The following is an 18,313-nucleotide window of genomic DNA, read 5'->3' as shown; positions in this document are numbered from 1 at the left end:
AATGCGAGGGAACGATATGCTCAAAATAGGATCGCACGTCTCCTCCGGAGGCAAAGGGCTGCTGACATCCGCCCAGGAAGCCGTCACCTACGGCTCCAGCACCTTCATGCTGTACACGGGTGCACCCCAGAATACGAAACGGAAGCCGATCGAAGACTTCTACGTCGAAGAAGGCAAGGCCGTCATCCAAGAGAACGCGATGGAGGACATTGTCGTTCACGCTCCCTATATCATCAACCTCGGGTCCTACAAGGATTGGACCTATGAGCTCGCCGTCGATTTTCTGCAGGCGGAGATTCACCGCACCCATTACCTCGGGGTCCGCAACATCGTGTTGCATCCCGGCGCTTATACCGATAAGGATGCGGAGTACGGCATCAAGCGGATTGCCGAAGGGCTGAACCAGGTGCTTCACGGGGTCAAGGAAACCGACGTCAACATCGCGCTCGAGACGATGGCCGGCAAAGGCTCCGAAATCGGCCGCAGCTTCGAGGAGATCGCCGCCATCCTCGACAACGTCGCGGATAACGACCGCCTGACCGTCTGCCTCGATACGTGCCACGTCCATGACGCCGGCTACGATATCGTGAACGACCTGGACGGGGTGCTTGACCGCTTCGACAAGATCGTCGGGCTCGACCGGCTGGCGGTCGTCCACCTTAACGACAGCAAGAACCCGTGCGGAGCCGGCAAGGACCGCCACGCACCCATCGGCGCGGGCTACCTCGGCTTCAAGACGATCCAGTCGGTCGTCCGCCACGAGAAGCTCCGGCATCTGCCGATGATTCTCGAAACGCCGTGGATCGGCGAGACGGATGCCCCGATGTACGAGGCTGAGATCGCCCTGCTGCGCGGGAACGCCGCCGAGCGCTTCGGCACGGACTACCTGGAGGACGTGGCGAAGCTCGAGAGCTTCTTCACGGGCAAGGAGATCGACCACCGGCAGTTCGTGCTGGACACGTGGGAACTGCTTAGGACCGACGCCAAAGCGAAGAAAGCGGACAAGCGCGAGCCGATCGAGCGGCTCTACGCCATGGTCGCCGAAGCGGGGCTGTTCCCGGAACTTACGGAGCAGCAGATCAACCACCGGCTGATCGGGTGGTTCAGCGGCAAAGAGATCTTCACGGCCGTGTAACCCGGTTGCACGCTTCCCGTTCTGCCTGCCGTCTGATTCCTTTTCGAAGGGAGGCGGCAGGTGTTTTGCCGAAAAAGGGCTTTACAGGTTTAAAGCTTTAACAGACATTAGGGGGATAACCATGAGTAAAGAGGGAACAGCCAAGAACGCGGATTTGAAAAAGAACCGGGCGCGCATGCTCATCTCCTGCCCGGACCAGCCGGGGATTGTAGCCGCGGTATCGCGGTTTCTGCACGAGCATGGGGCGAACATCGTCCAGTCGGACCAGTACACGATGGATCCGGAGGGCGGCATGTTCTTCATCCGTATCGAATTTGACTTGAACGAGCTCAGCCGGCGGTTGGAAACGCTGGAGCTGGATTTCGAGGAAGTGGTGGCCCGCAAATTCCAGATGGACTGGAGTATTTCGAAAGCGGCCGAGAAGAAGAAGCTCGCGGTGTTCGTTTCGAAGGAGGATCACTGCCTGCTTGAGCTGCTGTGGCAGTGGCAGGCGGGGGACTTGGACGCCGAGATCGCCATGGTGGTCAGCAACCACCCCGATTTGCGGGACCGGGTCGAGCCTTTCGGCATCCCGTATCATCATATTCCGGTAACGGCGGATACGAAGCGGGAAGCGGAAGAGAAGCAGCTGGAGCTGATCTCGGGGCAGGCTGACACCATCATTCTCGCCCGCTATATGCAGATCATTTCGCCGCAGTTCATCGAGCATTACCATAACCGCATCATCAACATCCACCACTCCTTCCTCCCGGCCTTCGTCGGAGGCAAGCCTTACGCCCAAGCCTACCAGCGCGGGGTCAAGCTCATCGGCGCAACGGCCCATTACGTGACGCAGGAGCTGGACGGGGGGCCGATCATCGAGCAGGACGTCCAGCGGGTCAGCCACCGCGACAATGTCGAGAACCTGAAGCGCATCGGCCGCCATATCGAGCGGATCGTGCTGGCGCGCGCCGTTTCCTGGCATGTGGAAGATCGCATCCTCACCCATCATAACAAAACGGTCGTCTTCAATTAGGAAGCCGGCCGTTTGGCATCGAAAGAAGCCAAGTGGTAGAATGGAAAGAATGAAGCCAGCAATAAGTTTTGCCTAAATAGATGAGGAGGGAAACACCTAATGGTAGTAGCCAACAATCTGATCGAGAAGCTTGCCGTTAACACCATCCGCACCCTGACCATCGATGCGGTCGAGAAAGCCAACTCGGGGCATCCCGGGATGCCGATGGGAGCGGCTCCCATGGCTTACGAGCTGTGGACCAAATTTCTTGCCCACAACCCGTCCAATCCCAAATGGTTCAACCGCGACCGTTTCGTCCTGTCGGCCGGCCACGGATCCATGCTGCTTTACAGCCTGCTGCACCTGACTGGGTACGATCTGCCGATCGAGGAGCTGAAGAACTTCCGCCAATGGGGCAGCAAAACCCCGGGGCATCCCGAATACGGCCATACGGCTGGCGTGGATGCGACCACGGGACCGCTCGGACAAGGCTTTGCGATGGCGGTCGGAATGGCGATGGCGGAAGAACACCTTGCGGATACCTACAACAAGGATGATTTCCGCGTCATCGATCACTATACATACGTGATCTGCGGAGACGGGGACCTGATGGAAGGCGTAAGCGGCGAGGCGGCTTCCCTGGCGGGCCACCTGAAGCTCGGCAAGCTGATTGTCCTGTACGATTCCAACGACATCTCCCTGGACGGCGAGCTGAGCATGTCGTTCTCCGAGAACGTCGCCAAGCGTTTTGAAGGGTACGGCTGGCAGGTGCTGCGCGTGGAAGACGGCAACAACCTGCCGGAAATTCACGGAGCCATCGCCGAAGCCCGTGCGGACTACCGTCCTACGCTGATCGAAGTGAAGACGATGATCGGCTACGGAAGCCCGAACAAGGGCGGCAAGGGCGGCCATCTCGGCACGCACGGTTCTCCGCTCGGAGCCGAGGAAGCTCTGCTCACCAAGGAATTCTACGAGTGGCCGGGCAAGGAAGACTTCTTCGTGCCGGAGGAAGTGCGCGAGCATTTTGCGGCGGTGAAGAAGCGCGGGGTTCAGGCGGAGGCCGATTGGCAGAAGGTGTTCGACGAGTACACCAAGGCTTATCCGGAGCTGGCCGCCCAGCTGAAGCTGGCGATCGAGGGCGGACTTCCGGAAGGCTGGGACAGCGAGCTTCCGGAGTACAAGCCGGAAGACAAGGGACTGGCAAGCCGCGACTCGTCCGGAAAGGCATTGAACGCCATCGCGAAGAAGGTGCCTAACCTTGTAGGCGGATCGGCGGACCTCGAGTCCTCGACGAAAACCGGCATGTCGGTTTCGGGGCGGATGACGGCGCATGATTACAGCGGCCGCAACATTTTCTTCGGCGTGCGCGAGTTCGCCATGACGGCGGCGGTCAACGGCATGCTGCTTCACGGCGGGCTGCGGGCTTACGCGGGAACGTTCTTCGTCTTCTCGGACTACATGCGTCCGGCCATCCGGCTTGCGGCCATTCAGAACCTGCCGGCCATCTATGTCCTGACCCACGACAGCATTGCCGTCGGGGAGGACGGGCCTACGCATGAGCCGATTGAACAGCTGGCCGCGCTCCGCTGCATGCCGAACGTGACGGTGCTTCGTCCGGCCGACGCGAACGAAACGACCCAGGCTTGGCGCTATGCCGTGGCGAATACGGACGGGCCGGTTGCCCTCGTGCTTACCCGCCAGGCGCTTCCTAACCTGGAAGGAACGGTGGACAAGGCCAAGGACGGCCTGACCAAAGGCGCTTATGTCGTTTCGGACGCTACGGACGGAAAGCCTCAGGCGCAGATTCTGGCCACCGGCTCCGAAGTCGGTCTCGCCGTGGAAGCCCAGAAGAAGCTGGCCGAAGAAGGCATCTCGGTTCGCGTCATCAGCATGCCGAGCTGGGAGCTGTTCGAGAAGCAGTCCCAGGAGTACAAAGACTCCGTCATTCTTCCCGAGGTGAAAGCCCGTCTTGCGGTCGAAATGGGCTCTCCGATGGGATGGGACCGTTATGTGGGAGAGAAGGGCGGCAAGCTCTGCATCGATATTTTCGGAGCCTCCGCTCCGGCCGGCCGCGTGCTGAAGGAATACGGCTTCTCGCCTGAGAACGTGGCGGCTCGTGTGAAAGAGCTGTTAAACTAGGAGACAAAGGGGAAACAGAAGGCTATGGCGGAATTCAACAACGTAACGGTGGTCAAGAAAGCGAACATTTACTTTGACGGCAAGGTCACGAGCCGCATTGTTCAATTCGCGGACGGAACGAAGAAAACGCTCGGCATCATGCTGCCGGGGGAGTACGAGTTCGGAACGGATTCGAAGGAGATTATGGAAATCCTTGCAGGCGAGCTCAAGGTGCTGCTTCCCGGGGAAACCGAGTGGCTTGAAATTAGCGGATCCGGGGAATTTACCGTACCGGCCAACGCCAAGTTCAAGCTCCAGGTGAGCAGCGTGACGGATTATTGCTGCTCGTATATCCACGAATAAACAAGAGCACGTTAAAGAGCGCCCGGTCTCCCGGGCGCTCTTTTAACGTTTTGCTTCTTTTCCATGAGGGCCTGCTCCGTCAGGAGGACCGGCCGTCCGATTGGGCAGACGGGGTACCGCCGGAGGAAATCTTCAGATCCAGCCATTCCTCGTAGCACTCTACAATGGAACACAGGTCCTGTTGGCCCAGGCCCTTGGCCAAGCCCATCTGGTACAGGCTGGTCGCGCTGTGGAGCATAGGGGAAGGCATCTGGAAGCGGGCGGTATCCCGGGCGGCAAGCAGCATGTCCTTTAGCATAAGCCCTAGCGAGAACTGAACGCTGAAGTCATGCTCGATGATCTTGCGGCCCTTCAGCTCGGCCTGCTTGCTGCCCGCTCCACCGTTCAGAATGATCGTGAGCAGCTTGTCCGGGTCGACCCCCGCCTTGGCGGCGAAGGACATCCCTTCCACAAGCGCGGCGGCGTTGATCCCGACGATGGTGTTATGGGCCAGCTTCGTGTAGGAGCCGGCTCCGCTCGGGCCCATGTGCAGAATCCGGCTGCCGAGCGTCTCGAACAGGTCCATATGCCGGTTCAGGAGCTCCTCGCTGCCGCCTACCATGAAGACGAGCGTTCCGTTCTCCGCACCGGGGCGGCTTCCCGTCACGGGAGCATCGAGAAACCCCGCTCCCCGCTTGGCCAGCTCCTGCGCTGCGGTACGGCTCGTTTCAGGCGCTACGGTGCTGCAGTCCACCACCGTCAGTCCGGTGTGGGCGCCTTCCAGAATGCCGCCCTCCCGCTGCAGAAGCTCAAGCAGGGCGGCATCGTCGCTAACGTTGGTGAACAGCACCTCGGCCGCCCTTGCGGCTTCAGCCGGGGTGTCCACCTGTACGGCTCCCAAGGCCACCAGCTCGGCGGCTTTCTCCGGTGTCCGGTTGTAGACCGTCAGCGGGTAGCCTTTCTTGATCAAGTTGCGTGCCATGGGAAAGCCCATCGTGCCCAGTCCGATAAATCCTACGGATTTCACGTCGTTCGCCTCCATTTGATTTAAGTCTCTTAGTGCCTTATCCGAGAATAGGGTTTGGTCACCGGGTAAGGCACCAGGCCTGCTGTCACACCCGCCGGAGGACGGCCTCTGTCTTACTAGAGCTCCAGGTTCTATTCTAGCATTAGGCCGGCAAAGGGGGAAACCGGCCGCTTGATTTTCTTGCCGGAGATCAGTATCCTTAGCATAGGCTTTACTTAAAGATCGGAAAGTAACAACTTTCACAAGGAGCCGGAGCCCCGGTCCGCTGGGATCCCGCACCGGTAACGGCCGCCGTTATCATCCATTTCCGTAAGGAGGACAAGCAATGAACAAGAAGCTGAATTTCGATTACAGCAAGGCGCTTTCGTTCGTAAACCGTCATGAAATCGAGTATTTCGAAGGAGCCGTGCGCCTGGCGCACGAGCAGCTGCACAACCGGACAGGAGCGGGCTCGGATTACCTCGGCTGGATCAACTTGCCCTTGAACTATGACAAGGAAGAATTCGGCCGCATTCAGGAAGCAGCCAAGCGCATTCAGTCGGATTCCGACGCGCTCGTCGTCATCGGGATCGGCGGCTCCTATCTGGGCGCACGCGCGGCGATCGAAATGCTCACGCACTCGTTCTACAATCTGCTGCCGAAAGGCTCCCGGAAGACGCCGGAAGTCTACTTCGTCGGCAACAACATCAGCTCGACGTACGTTTCCCACCTGCTGCAATTGCTCGAAGGCAAGGACGTTTCCGTCAATGTCATCTCGAAGTCCGGAACCACCACGGAGCCGGCCATCGCCTTCCGCATTTTCCGCGAGCTGCTGGAGAAGAAATACGGCAAGGAGGGCGCCCGCAAGCGCATCTATGCCACCACCGACAAGGAAAAAGGCGCTCTCAAGAAGCTGGCCTCGGAAGAAGGCTATGAAACCTTCGTTATCCCCGATGATGTGGGAGGACGTTATTCCGTGCTGACCGCGGTAGGGCTGCTTCCGATCGCGGCGGCGGGAGTCGATATCGACGCGATGATGCAGGGGGCGTCCGACGCGATGATGGAATACGCCAATCCTAATCTGGCCGACAACCAGGCCTACCAATATGCGGCGGTCCGCAACGCCCTGTACCGGAAAGGGAAGACGACCGAAATTCTGGTCAACTACGAGCCGTCCCTTCATTTCGTTTCGGAGTGGTGGAAGCAGCTGTTCGGCGAGAGCGAGGGCAAGGACAACAAAGGGATTTACCCGGCCTCCGTCGATTTCTCCACCGATCTGCACTCCATGGGGCAGTTCATTCAAGAAGGCACCCGCAACTTGTTTGAAACGGTTATTCAAGTGGAGAAGGTGGCGGAAGAGATTGTCATCGGTACCGATCCGGACGACCTGGACGGCTTGAATTTCCTGAGCGGCCAAACGATGGACTTCGTCAACAAAAAAGCGTTCCAGGGTACGATGCTGGCCCACACCGACGGGGGAGTGCCTAACCTGATCGTCACCATTCCCGATCTGTCTCCTTACACCTTCGGTTATCTCGTCTATTTCTTCGAGAAGGCGTGCGGCTTGAGCGGCTACCTGCTTGGGGTCAACCCGTTCGACCAGCCGGGCGTGGAAGCCTACAAGAAGAACATGTTCGCCCTGCTGGGCAAGCCGGGCTATGAAGAAGAGAAGGCCCGTCTGGAAGCCCGCTTGAATTCGTAAGCGTGTCACCCATCCACAGAATAAATCAGCGATTCATCTTCCCGATGGATCGCTTTCTTTTATCTTAAGTGAGCCAGTTGGCTGCTGTTCGCTATAGCGATGGAGGAGGAATAATGCTAGAATATTACAAAACGGTAAGCCGCCGGGGGGCGGCCGAGCTCGTCATCAAGAAGTCGCGGTTTATCGGCTTCGCCAAGCCGGTATCCACCGAAGAGGAAGCCGTCCGGTTTATTGCGGAGATCAAGAAGGAGCATAGCGCGGCGACCCACAACTGCTCGGCCTACCGGATCGGGGAACGGGACGAATGCCAGAAGCAGTCGGATGACGGGGAGCCGAGCGGAACGGCAGGAAAGCCGATTCTGGAAGTGATCAAGAACCAGGGCTTGAAGAACACGGTCGTGGTGGTGACCCGTTACTTTGGGGGCATCATGCTGGGAGCGGGGGGATTGATCCGGGCTTACACGGACGGGGCGGCAGCGGGGATTGCGGCGGCGGAGCCCATCAACCAGGTGCTTCACCGGGAAGTGATGGTGGAGCTGGACTATACCTGGCTTGGCAAAGTGGAGCATGAGCTTCGCCTCCGGGGGACCCTCTTGGGAGAAACCCAGTTCACGGATAAGGTTACCTTGAGATGCCTTCCTCTTAACTCGGAAGCGGAAGAGTTCGTCTCCTGGATGACGGAGGTCACCCAGGGGCAGGGAACCATCGCGGCCGGGAAGGCGGAGTATATCGGGCATAAGACCTTTCCTTGAAATCCGGTTATAGCAGGAAGCCGGCCGTTCATGACAGCGGAGGACCGAAAACGTAAAGGGAGCGGGGGGCTGGGCGATGTCACCTAGAAAAGCGGTTGTCCATGAGTTGAGCAGAGAGAGAATTTTAGCCGAGGCCCAAGAGCTGTTCGCTACGCAGGGATACCGGAATTTGACGATGAGGAGCATCGCGAAAGGAATGGGGTACAGCCATGGGGCGCTCTATTACCATTTCAAGGACAAAGGGGAATTGTTCTATACGCTCGTCAAAGAGAACTTCAACCTGCTCCTGGAGATGCAAAGGGCGTGGGTCGTCCAGGCCCCGCCGGGGGACTTGGCCAATCTGGAGCAGATGATGCTGGAATTTATCCGCTTCGGCCTGGAGCATCCCCATCATTACGAAATCATGTTCGTGATTACCGATCCCGAGCTCCGCAAGTATTCGCGGACCGAGCAGGCCGAGTGTCTCGATCTGTTTGCCGAGGCGGTCCATTCCGTTCTGGCGGGCCGGCCGGATGAGAAGCAGAAGGCATTCTCGCTGCCCTGGAGCCTGTTTATGTCCATGCACGGATTCATTACCTACTGCATCTCCTTCGGCCAAACCTTTGAAGATGCGGAGAAGCTTGCCCAGGATCACGTCCGATATTTATGCCGCGGAATTCTTTAATGGAGCTTCTCTTGCCAGCCGCAAGATTCGACTCCTGCGAGACGGGCCGGCCTCCTCTGTTCCATCGTAAGAAGGATAGATGAAGCCGGCCGCTTCGTGTATCATGAAGATAATGGTGAAGCCCAATTCGAAAGCGAAAAGGGGTAGGAGTCTATGTCTACTGCAGAACCACGGAGGAGCCGGCAGCTCTCCGGGATTGTGGGCATCTCAGTATCGGCAGACGGGAGGAATGCCCTGGAGGCATTCATGAACCGGGTTCCGACGGAAAGCGAAATGGCGTTCGTGGCCGTTCCTTGCCTGCCCGCCGATTCCCGGAGCTTGGAGCCGGACGGATGGGCCGGGCATTCGCCTAGGGAAGCCCTTCCCGTCCGGAACGGGACCCAGGTGGAGCCAAACCGGCTTTACTTGAACCTGACGGGAAAGGACATGACTCTGTCGGGAGGCCGCCTATGGCTCGAGGAGCACCCCTTACCGGGACCGCGCCGACCGGTGGACCTTTTCTTGACGAGCCTGGCCCAGGAATGCGGGCCGAAGGCGGCGGCCATTCTGCTTTCAGAGGCGGGAGAGGACGGGAAAGCGGGAGCCGCTGCGGTGAAGAAAGCCGGAGGGCTCGTTTTGGTACCGGCCGGAGAAGCGCCGGGTGACGGGAACGCCGGTTTGTCGATTAATCTTTCGGAGGGATCAGTGGATGCCGTGCTCCCCCCGGCCGAAATGGCCTCGTTTCTCGGGAAGCGACTAGACGCCGGGGAACGGGAAGCCCAGGACCAAGCCGCCCCGGAATCCGAAATGGACGCTGAGGAAAGGCAGAAGGAGAAGGTGCTGAAGAAGCTCGAGCTCGAGACCGGCATCGACTTTTCCTCTTATAAAAGGAACGGAGTGAGCCGGCGGCTGGAACGCCGCATGAAGCTTCATGGAATAGGGAACACGGCGGATTACATGGCTTTTTTGGAAGCCTTTCCAGACGAGGCAGCCGCTCTTCAGAAGGACCTGCTTATCGGAGTGACCAAGTTCTACCGGGATCCGCAAGCCTTCGAGGTGATACGGTCTACGGTGATTCCCGAGCTGGTGGACGCGCTGCCCGATCACAGGGAGCTGCGTGTCTGGGTCGCCGGCTGCTCGACAGGAGAGGAAGCCTATTCCCTCGCCATCCTGTTCAAAAGCTATCTGGACGAGCAAGGAAGGGACCTTAGTGTCAAAATTTTCGCCACGGATTTGGACAAAGGATCGATTGATTTTGCCGGTCAGGGGATTTACCGGGAAGACATCAGCCGGTATTTGCCCCGCCGGGAGCTGGACCGGTTTTTCGTCCGGAAGGGCTCGTCGTATCAGATCGGCAAGGAAATTCGCCGGATGGTCGTTTTTGCCGTACATAACTTGATCAAGGATCCCCCCTTCATCAACCTGGACCTGGTCAGCTGCCGAAACATGCTTATCTACCTGCAGCCGGCCATGCAGCATAAGGTACTCTCCATGTTTCATTTTTCCCTTAAGCCGAACGGGTTCCTGTTCCTGGGTCCGAGTGAATCGCTCGGCAAGCTGGCCGAGCACTTCACGGTGCAGGACCGGCGGTGGAACGTTTACCGGCGGAAGCCGGCGGGTCCTCTCTCCCGGGTCAACGGACGTCCAGGCCCTCTTCCTACTCCCCTGCCGATCCGTTCGAAGGGGGAGAGACCTTTCCCCCGCCTGCCGGAGGGCCATCCGGTACAGCCCTCCAACGGGGTGGCCGAAACGCTTATGGAGCAATACCTGCCTCCTTGCCTCGTGGTGAACGAGAACAACCAGGTCGTCCACCTGGGCGGGCCGGTTAACCGGTTTCTGCTTCCCGGCCGGGCCCGAACCGGCAGCTTTCTCTACCAGCTGACTTCTTCCCGGCTCTCGGCGCTGATGGCAACGGGGCTTCATAAAGCCCGCCGGGAAAAAAGGGAGGTCCGCTTGACGGGCATCCTCCTTCCAGCCGGAGAGGAGGAGCAGGTGGTGAGCCTGGTCATCAAGCCCTTTATGGACAAGCCGTCCGGTGACCTGTTCCTCCTTCTTTTCGAAGAAGCGACCAAGGGCTTGGAGAACGCAGCCGAGCCGGAAGGGTTCGTCAGCGAGGGACAGGCCGACATGAACCACCGGATCGTCGAGCTCGGGCACGAGCTTCAGATGGCACAGGACAGCCTGGAGGATACGGTAGAGAAGCTCGAGGCTTCTAACGAAGAGCTGCTGGCGGCCAACGAAGAGCTCGTTATATCCAATGAGGAGCTGCAATGCACGAACGAAGAGCTCCAGTCCGCGAACGAAGAGCTCGTGACGGTCAATACCGAGTACCAGCTGAAAATAGCGGAGTTGTCCGATCTCACCAACGATATGGACAATCTGCTGAGCAGCACGAAAATCGGGACGATTTTTCTCGATAACGACATGTGCATCAAACGGTTTACGCCGGTGATTACCAAGGAAATCAACCTGATGGCCGTGGACATCGGACGCCCCTTGGGACACATCTCCCACAATCTGAAATACGACGGGCTGGTAAGAGACGCGCAGGAGGTGTTCCGAACGCTGATTCCTCTCGAAAGGGAGGTTCAGAGCCGAAGCGGCAGCTGGTACAGCATGAACATTCTGCCTTACCGCACGAAGGATCAGGTAATCAAGGGCATTATTCTTACGTTTGTTGACATCTCGGAAATCAAATCCGCTGCCGAAGAGCTCCGGACGCTGTCCTATGCCATTGAACAAAGCCCAAGCATTGTCGTCATTGCGGATACGACCGGCGCCATCGAGTATGTGAACCTCCGCTTTACCGAGCAGACGGGTTACCCGCCTCATGAGGTGATCGGCCGCAGCCTGCGGGATTTGCATGCCCCCGGGGGGAGCCGGCAGCTGTACGAGGAAATCTGGGAGGTCGTGAACAGCGGCAGCAAATGGACCGGAGAGATGGAAACCGTGCGCAAGAACGGGGACACTTTCTGGGAAGGGGTCTCCATTCTGCCGATCACGAACCCGGAAGGAGAGATCATTCACGTTCTCCGGGTGTCGCAGGATATTACGGAGCGCAAGAACACCGAGGAGCTTCTGCGCAAATCCGAAATGCTGTCGGCTGTCGGGCAGCTGGCCGCGGGCATAGCCCACGAAATCCGCAATCCGCTGACAGCGCTTAAAGGGTTCACCAAGCTGCTGGACGCGGGTACGAATAACAAAACCTACACGCAGATCATGACGGCCGAGCTGGACCGGATCGAGTCCATTATCAGCGAGCTGCTGGTTCTGGCCAAGCCCCAGGTCTGGAATTTCCATCGCAAGGACGTCGTTCTCATTCTGCAGGATGTCATCATGCTCCTGGATACGCAGGCCATCATGAACAAGGTGGAGATCGACGTCTCGTTTGCGCCGGATATTCCACCCATTCAATGCGTGGAGAACCAGCTGAAGCAGGTGTTCATCAACCTCCTCAAGAACGGAATTGAGGCCATGCCGGAAGGGGGACGCCTGCAGGTCAAGGTAGAGCGGGCGGACGGGAACCGGCTTAGGATTCTCTTCATCGACGAGGGAATGGGGATCCCCGAAGAGAAGATCCCCAAGCTGGGGGAGCCCTTCTACTCCACGAAGGAAAAAGGAACGGGCCTCGGCCTCATGGTCAGTTTCAAAATCATCGAGAACCATCAGGGCCAAATGCAGATCACCAGCGAACTGGGTAAAGGAACGACGGTTCAAATTGTGCTGCCTCTTTCATCGTAAGAGGTTACGTGGGGCGGGGAACAGAAGCTTAGGGACGGAGCACCGGCGCTTCCGCGTCGGCGTCCCAGCGCCACAGCGGCCCGGAGGCCGGCTGGCGGACGCCGCCCAGCCAGTGCCCGCGGGCGAGCGTCTCCGCCGCATCGGCAACGCCAGCGAGCACCCGGCGCGCCCGCGGCGTCAGCGCGAGCTTCGCCTCGCGGAAGGCCGCCGGCGGCGGGCTGCCGAAGCGCAGCGGCGCGATGGGGCGGTCCCAGGAAAGGAGCGGAGCCGGGCCGCCGCTCATCCTTTCCAGGTACGCCCCATAGGACAGATCGCCGAGCCCATAGCCGGGCTCGGCTTCCGTCACGCGCCGGAACAGCTCCGCCGGCGCCGCCGGACCGGGCTCCAGTGCTTCGAGCGTAAGCCGTTCGGCGAGCCCGAGCCCGTCCCGCACGGCCGGGAAGCGCTGCAGGTGCAGCCGCATCGCCTCGGCCGTGTAGGGCAGCGCGCCCAAGGCGTCCTGCCGCAGCAGGCTGGCCAGGCCGCGCGGGTCCGGCGCCGCGAAGGCCGCCCATGCCCGGCGGGCGGCGTCGAGCTGAGCGGCCGTGACCGCGAAGCCGTTCGGCCGCAGGCCGGCGAGCTGGCCTGCGCCCAGCTGGCCCATGCCGAGGAAAGGAGTGAGACCCGGGTACGCGTTCAGCGTCACCAGGGTCAGCTTTCCGGACAAGGCCGGGCGGGCGGCCAGGCGGGCCAGCAGGTAGACGAGGATGGCTTGGTCGAACAGGTCATGCTCGAACCAGAGCACCGTTTCGTCATAGGCCTCGGCCCGTCCAAGCCCGGTCTCCTGCTCCTCCCATCCGGCGAGGAAGGTGGAGACGGGAATGCCGAAGGCTTCCTCCAAATACCGGGCTCGGTCCTGGAGGAAGGCCGGATCCTCCAACCGGAGGGCGACGGGGCCGTCGGTCAGCATTTCCCTCCAGACGAGGACCGTTTCTTCCGGATATACGTTCTTGAGCTTATCTCCGACCGAATCACCGTTGACGATATGAAGGACCCTTGGGTTCATCCTTCCTATCCCTCCAGCAGCTTCACATGGAAGGTGCGGTCCCGGGGGCCGTCAAACTCGCAGAAATAAATCCCCTGCCATCTTCCCAGAACGAGCCGGCCCCCTTGGATGAGGACGGTTTGGGAGGTGCCGGTCGTAATGGCTTTCAGGTGGGAAGCCGAATTGCCCTCGGCGTGCCGGTACTGCGGATGCTCCCACGGATAGATTTCATCGAGCCGCATGAGCACGTCATGCTTAACGTCCGGGTCCGCGTTCTCGTTGATGCAGATGCCGGCCGTCGTGTGGGGGCAGTAAACGACCGCAAGCCCTTCCGCGATGCCGGACTCCCGGACGGCGGCGGCCGCCTTGGCGGTGATGTCGATCATTTCGTCCCGCCGGGTGGTGCGCAGAGTAAAGGTTGGCATGAACATTCCCTCCTGGTCATCGGTTTTCCCCTATTATACCAGGCGGAAACGGGGGACCCAAACGGTCGGGCTTTCGGCGGAGCGGCGGGAGTGCTACAATGGAACCCAGAACAAGTGGGGAAAGGGGTACAAGGATGGACCTGTCCGTTAAATCTTTGGAGAACGTAGACTATATGATAGAGGCGATCAAAACAAAGCTTCGCGTCGCGTCCGGCGCCGCCATCAAAGCCGAGCATTTCGATTATGAGAAATACGAAGACCTCCTGGACATCTACGAGCACGTCCAAAGCAAAAACCAATTCAGCGTAAGCGAGATGGACGCTTTGGTGGTCGAGCTGGGCCGCTTGAGAAAAGGCTGAGCCTTCGCGGTGATTGCCAGATGTAGGCAGCAAATAAGCCCGTCCGGGAAGGGACGGGCGAAAGAACGGACACCGGGCGGCAGCGCCCGGTGTTTTTTATGGTTGAGGTTACGGCCGAAACGGTTATCCGGCTTCCTTAGCGCTGCTCGGCCAAGTAAGCGTCCAGCTGATCGAAGGTTCCCTTGAAGCCCTCCTGCACCATCGGCTTCATGCCTTCGAAGGCTTGCAGCTCTTCCGGGCTGGCGTTGACGGGGCCGCCTTTGAACGTAACGGTGGTCTTCCCTTCGTGCTCGATCAGCGTCAGGTCGTTCAGGATTTCAAGCGGCCAAACGGGACTGAACGGGGCGCGGATCGTGTTGCCTTCTTCATCGGAGAAGGATTGGATATAGACCAGCTTCTCGGGCGGCGTAATTTCCTGATAGACGAATTTGCCCCACATGACATGGCCTTCGGGGGAGCGCTGGCTGCCCAAGAACATCCCGCCGGGGCGAAGATCGAGCTGCTTCACTTCCAGGGTAAAGCCTTTCGGGCCCCACCATTTGGCCAGACGCTCCGGCTCGGTCCAGGCTTTGAAAACAAGGTCACGGGGGGCAGCGAATTCGCGGGTAATCTCAAGAGCATAAGTTACGGACATGGATAATTCCTCCTTAAAGGGATCGTAGAATGGGTGGAGCAGGATGAGAGCAAACGTGTTGTCATAGGAGTGAATCTGGGGAAGGGCAGGACGGCCGCGCCATCCCGTAACTTCCATAGCTGGTAACGTTATCCTGATTTGAATATACCATTAATGGAATATACCTGTAAAGGAATTTTTATAATAACGAAAACAGAAAAATGGTTCCACACGATTACACCCGGAAAGGCCGGGCGGGGGCCCTGCCTGTTCCATTGACAGTCCTTAGCGGGACAGGTACCATACGGGTGTAACGCCGTGCGGTTGGGGCGGAAAGGAGATGGGGTATGACGGAACGATTGGAATGCTTGGGAATCCCGGTGCGGGCCGATGAAACCCGCTCGGGCGCTGTCTGCCGGAACGGCAGCGGGGAAGAAAGGGTAGTGCTGGCGGCCCGCGGTTACGTGCTGATCGTGAATCCGGAGACGGGGGAATGCCGGCAGGTTCCTTTCCCGGAAGGACTTTGCGATTATCCTTTTGCTTCTCACAGCACGGAATCCGGGCTCTTCCTGACGGGAGCGGGGCCCCTGCTGATGATTCTCGATCCTTGGCAGGGAGAGTTTCTAGCCTGGTTCCGGCCGGAGCCGGAAGAGGAAATCGTTGGCTTCGCCTTTGCCGAGGGACCGGATGGCACCGTGTACGCCACGACTTACCCGGGCTGCCGGCTGATCGGCTGGAACCCGAAGACGGGAACTTGTCTTCGGGTGGGGCGGCTGGATGACCGTTCCCGGTATGCCATGACGTTGGCGGCGGGGGCGGATGGCTGGCTTTATGCGGGACTGGGAACCGAAGCCGCCGGATTGGCGGCTTATAGGCCCGCAGATGGAGCCCGGTCCACATTCCGGGGCGGGACGCCGTGCCGGGGAAGCGGCCAGGTTCACCTGGGAGCGGACGGCGCGGTCTATGGCTCCCTGCCCGCAGGCGAAGCGGAGATGGAGGCGGCCTCAGAGCCGAAGCGATGGTTCCGGCTGGCCGAAGGAAAGGCGGTCCCGGTGAGCGAAGCGGAGGTTTCCCCGTCCGCCTATGGCGGAACGGGCTACAACAAGCTGCACCGCCCGCGGACCGGCGGCCGCCGGATTCTTGACTGGCAGCTGGCCGACAGCCGGCTGGTGATCGAAGGGGAGGGAGAGGCTCGGACGGTTACCCTTGTCTACGAAGGGAACGGCACGGCTCTCTCCCCTCTTGCCCTGGGACCGGATGGCTGCCTGTACGGCACCTCCAACCATCCGATGCATCTCTTTCGGTATCGACCCGAGGAGGGCCTTCTGGAATCCTTCGGCGGCCGGGTGCTGGAGAAGGGGGGCGGGGGCAACATTTGCGCCTATGCCGCCCAAGGTCCTGTCCTCCTCGGGGCCGCCTATGCGGGCGGGAAGCTGTATAAGCTGGATACCCGCCTGCCGGTCGGCCCGGAGCCGGGGAGAGGGCGGGGAGAAAGCCCGCGCCTTTTCTATGAGAATGATGCTATTCACCGCCCCCGGGCGGCGCTTACCCATCCGGACGGCCGGCATGTTCTTTACGGCGGATTTCCCGGATATGGAGCGGTAGGCGGATCGCTTGGGATCGTCCAGGTGGAGGAGGAGAGGGTGGAGCTTCTGCCGCATACGGACCTGGTTCCCCATCAAAGCACCGTCGCGCTGGCCGCCCTGTCGAACGGGGATGTGATCGGGGGGACCAGCATCGAGACGCCCGGCGGCGGGGTCCCGGCCGCCCGGCAGGGAGCCGTTTACCGGCTCGATTGGAGAAGCCGGAAGACGGCTGCCGTCTGGTACCCCGTGCCGGGGGCAAGGGAGGTTTCCCAGCTGGTTACGGATTCCTGCGACCTTGTTCATGGGCTCACCTCGGACTCCGTCTATTTCGTGATGGAAGCGGATACGGGACAGGTTCGGCAGCAGACCGATCTTTCCGCATGGGGAGGGGTCGTGAGACAGGGCCTTGTGGCGGCTGAGCTTTCCGGGCGTCCGGTTATTCTGGGCCTTCTCAGCGGGGGGATCTTTGCGGCGGAGCCCGAAACCGGGATGGTTAAGCTTCTGGCGTCTTTGCCGGCTCCGGCCACCTGCGGAATGGCCGTTCATAACGGCTATGTGTATTACGGCTCGGGAAGCGAGCTTTGGAGATACCGATTGGAACAAGGAGGAACAGAGAGATGAGCTACCGGTTATCGGAGCTGAAGGTGGATCAGCCCCCTCAGCTGCTGCAAGGCATCGAAACGGACGAGCAGTGGGCCGCGAAGAGGGAAAGGATTAAGCGGGCCTGGCTGGAGCTGTTGGGGGAGGAACCGGAAATTGCCCCCTCTGCCGGCACCAGTCCAAAGCCCTACGAAGTGATCGGGAAGGTCGAGGAGGCCGACCATACCCGCTTGGACATCCGGTATCCGGCGAACGACGGAGATACCATAGGCGCTTATCTTCTGCTCCCTCGGGATTCATCGGGAGAAAAGACGAAGCGGCCGGCCATTCTGGCACTTCACCCGACGGCCGAATCCGGGCGCCGCGATACGGCGACGAAGGAAGGGAGAGACAACCGGCGTTACGGCCTGGAGCTCGTATCGCGGGGCTACGTGGTACTCGCTCCCGATTCCATCGGCTTCGGCAGCCGGATTTACCCGGGAGCCGTGCCTTTCCAGACGGCTCCCTTTTATGAGCGGTATCCCAAGTGGACGGCCGTCGGCAAAATGCTGTCCGATCACCGGCGGGCGCTGGATGTGCTCGGGGCGGTGGAGGAGGCCGATCCCGCCCGGATCGGAGTCATCGGACATTCCCTTGGCGGCTACAACGGGTGGTTCCTCGCCGGACTTGATGAGAGGGTCCGGGCGGTTGTTTCCTCCTGCGGGTTCGCTATGTTCGCAGGCGACCCGGAGCCGAACCGCTGGGGGCAGCGGGAGTGGTTTTCCCATTTTCCGGCTGTCACCAAGGGGCTTCAGAAGGACACGGTTCCCTTCGAATGGCACGAAATTGCGGCACTGGCGGCCCCCGTTCCGCTGTTCATGTGGAGCGGAATGGACGACCGCATCTTTCCTAACGCGGAAGCGATCGTTTCCGGAATGAAGGATCTGGGTACGCTGTATAAGCGGGCGGGAGCATCGGAAGCGTTCCAATTCTGGCTGGGGGCGGCGGGGCATGACTTTCCCGGACAGGCCCGCGAGCTCGCTTATACGTTCCTGGACCGCTGGCTAGGCCATCAATAAATACCTGTATACAACTTGTCTATTTCGTCCCCCTGTGCTACAATCCTAATCGACCGGAATGGCGCAAGAAAGCCCCCGGTCGTGCATCCGCGCGAAATGTAAGCGCTGTCTTATGACTTACCCGGCCGTCTTGTTCGCGGGAAAGGCTGCACAGACCTGTAAGGACCAGGAGAAGTGGAGCAGCCTCGCGGATAAGGCACCACCTACATGGGAGG

General features: G+C 59.9%; 15 protein-coding genes. 11 read left to right on the top strand and 4 right to left on the bottom strand.

Features of this window, described 5'->3' with window-relative positions; translation table 11 throughout:
• The first annotated feature begins 16 nt into the window (after positions 1 to 16).
• From MJA45_RS22625 to ppnP, 4 genes are all read left to right on the top strand, one after another.
• Positions 17 to 1,135, top strand: coding sequence for a deoxyribonuclease IV (locus MJA45_RS22625; protein ID WP_315608083.1), 1,119 nt, complete (start codon positions 17 to 19; stop codon positions 1,133 to 1,135).
• A 121-nt stretch (positions 1,136 to 1,256) separates the two neighbouring features.
• Entirely contained in the window at positions 1,257 to 2,150 is an 894-nt protein-coding gene (gene purU, locus MJA45_RS22620) for a formyltetrahydrofolate deformylase (protein ID WP_315604162.1), read from the top strand.
• Positions 2,151 to 2,249: 99 nt separating this feature from the next.
• Complete coding sequence (gene tkt, locus MJA45_RS22615; protein ID WP_315604161.1) at positions 2,250 to 4,268, top strand: transketolase; 2,019 nt, start codon at positions 2,250 to 2,252, stop codon at positions 4,266 to 4,268.
• 24 nt (positions 4,269 to 4,292) lie between these two features.
• Positions 4,293 to 4,610, top strand: a complete 318-nt coding sequence (gene ppnP / locus MJA45_RS22610) for a pyrimidine/purine nucleoside phosphorylase (RefSeq protein ID WP_315604160.1) — start codon at positions 4,293 to 4,295, stop codon at positions 4,608 to 4,610.
• A 79-nt stretch (positions 4,611 to 4,689) separates the two neighbouring features.
• Here the strand turns inward: ppnP and MJA45_RS22605 are convergent, their stop codons facing one another.
• Positions 4,690 to 5,616, bottom strand: coding sequence for an NAD(P)-dependent oxidoreductase (locus MJA45_RS22605; protein ID WP_315604159.1), 927 nt, complete (start codon positions 5,614 to 5,616; stop codon positions 4,690 to 4,692).
• 325 nt (positions 5,617 to 5,941) lie between these two features.
• Here MJA45_RS22605 and MJA45_RS22600 point away from each other — a divergent pair, with 325 nt between their 5' ends.
• The 4 genes from MJA45_RS22600 to MJA45_RS22585 all read left to right on the top strand — a co-directional run bounded on the left by MJA45_RS22600 (position 5,942) and on the right by MJA45_RS22585 (position 12,433).
• Positions 5,942 to 7,297, top strand: a complete 1,356-nt coding sequence (locus MJA45_RS22600) for a glucose-6-phosphate isomerase (RefSeq protein ID WP_315604158.1) — start codon at positions 5,942 to 5,944, stop codon at positions 7,295 to 7,297.
• A 113-nt stretch (positions 7,298 to 7,410) separates the two neighbouring features.
• A complete protein-coding gene (locus MJA45_RS22595; RefSeq protein ID WP_315604157.1) occupies positions 7,411 to 8,049 on the top strand; it encodes a YigZ family protein in 639 nt (212 codons plus the stop codon).
• Positions 8,050 to 8,125: 76 nt separating this feature from the next.
• Positions 8,126 to 8,713: a TetR/AcrR family transcriptional regulator gene (locus tag MJA45_RS22590; protein WP_315604156.1), complete on the top strand. Its 588-nt coding sequence runs from the start codon at positions 8,126 to 8,128 to the stop codon at positions 8,711 to 8,713.
• Between the two features lie 153 nt (positions 8,714 to 8,866).
• Positions 8,867 to 12,433 (top strand): CheR family methyltransferase, encoded by a 3,567-nt coding sequence (locus MJA45_RS22585; RefSeq protein ID WP_407083068.1) that lies wholly within the window; start codon positions 8,867 to 8,869, stop codon positions 12,431 to 12,433.
• Positions 12,434 to 12,461: 28 nt separating this feature from the next.
• On the opposite strand, the gene MJA45_RS22580 is transcribed toward MJA45_RS22585, so the two are convergent.
• Entirely contained in the window at positions 12,462 to 13,478 is a 1,017-nt protein-coding gene (locus tag MJA45_RS22580) for a DUF1835 domain-containing protein (protein WP_315604154.1), read from the bottom strand.
• Positions 13,479 to 13,483: 5 nt separating this feature from the next.
• Positions 13,484 to 13,882, bottom strand: a complete 399-nt coding sequence (locus tag MJA45_RS22575) for a secondary thiamine-phosphate synthase enzyme YjbQ (RefSeq protein ID WP_315604153.1) — start codon at positions 13,880 to 13,882, stop codon at positions 13,484 to 13,486.
• A 134-nt stretch (positions 13,883 to 14,016) separates the two neighbouring features.
• On the opposite strand from MJA45_RS22575, the gene MJA45_RS22570 reads away from it, so the two are divergent.
• Positions 14,017 to 14,241, top strand: a complete 225-nt coding sequence (locus tag MJA45_RS22570) for a DUF1128 domain-containing protein (protein WP_315604152.1) — start codon at positions 14,017 to 14,019, stop codon at positions 14,239 to 14,241.
• Positions 14,242 to 14,377: 136 nt separating this feature from the next.
• Here MJA45_RS22570 and MJA45_RS22565 read toward each other — a convergent pair whose 3' ends face one another.
• Positions 14,378 to 14,875, bottom strand: coding sequence for an SRPBCC family protein (locus MJA45_RS22565; protein WP_315604151.1), 498 nt, complete (start codon positions 14,873 to 14,875; stop codon positions 14,378 to 14,380).
• 326 nt (positions 14,876 to 15,201) lie between these two features.
• Here MJA45_RS22565 and MJA45_RS22560 point away from each other — a divergent pair, with 326 nt between their 5' ends.
• Both MJA45_RS22560 and MJA45_RS22555 read left to right on the top strand, forming a co-directional pair.
• Positions 15,202 to 17,061, top strand: a complete 1,860-nt coding sequence (locus tag MJA45_RS22560; protein WP_315604150.1) for an NHL repeat-containing protein — start codon at positions 15,202 to 15,204, stop codon at positions 17,059 to 17,061.
• Complete coding sequence (locus MJA45_RS22555) at positions 17,058 to 18,098, top strand: alpha/beta hydrolase family protein (RefSeq protein ID WP_315604149.1); 1,041 nt, start codon at positions 17,058 to 17,060, stop codon at positions 18,096 to 18,098. The genes MJA45_RS22560 and MJA45_RS22555 overlap by 4 nt, the downstream gene beginning before the upstream one ends.
• Positions 18,099 to 18,313: the final 215 nt, after the last annotated feature.

Origin of the sequence: Paenibacillus aurantius (assembly GCF_032268605.1) — a bacterium.
Lineage (GTDB): Bacteria > Bacillota > Bacilli > Paenibacillales > NBRC-103111 > Paenibacillus_AO > Paenibacillus_AO aurantius.
This window is presented reverse-complemented; position numbering and strand designations above follow the sequence as displayed.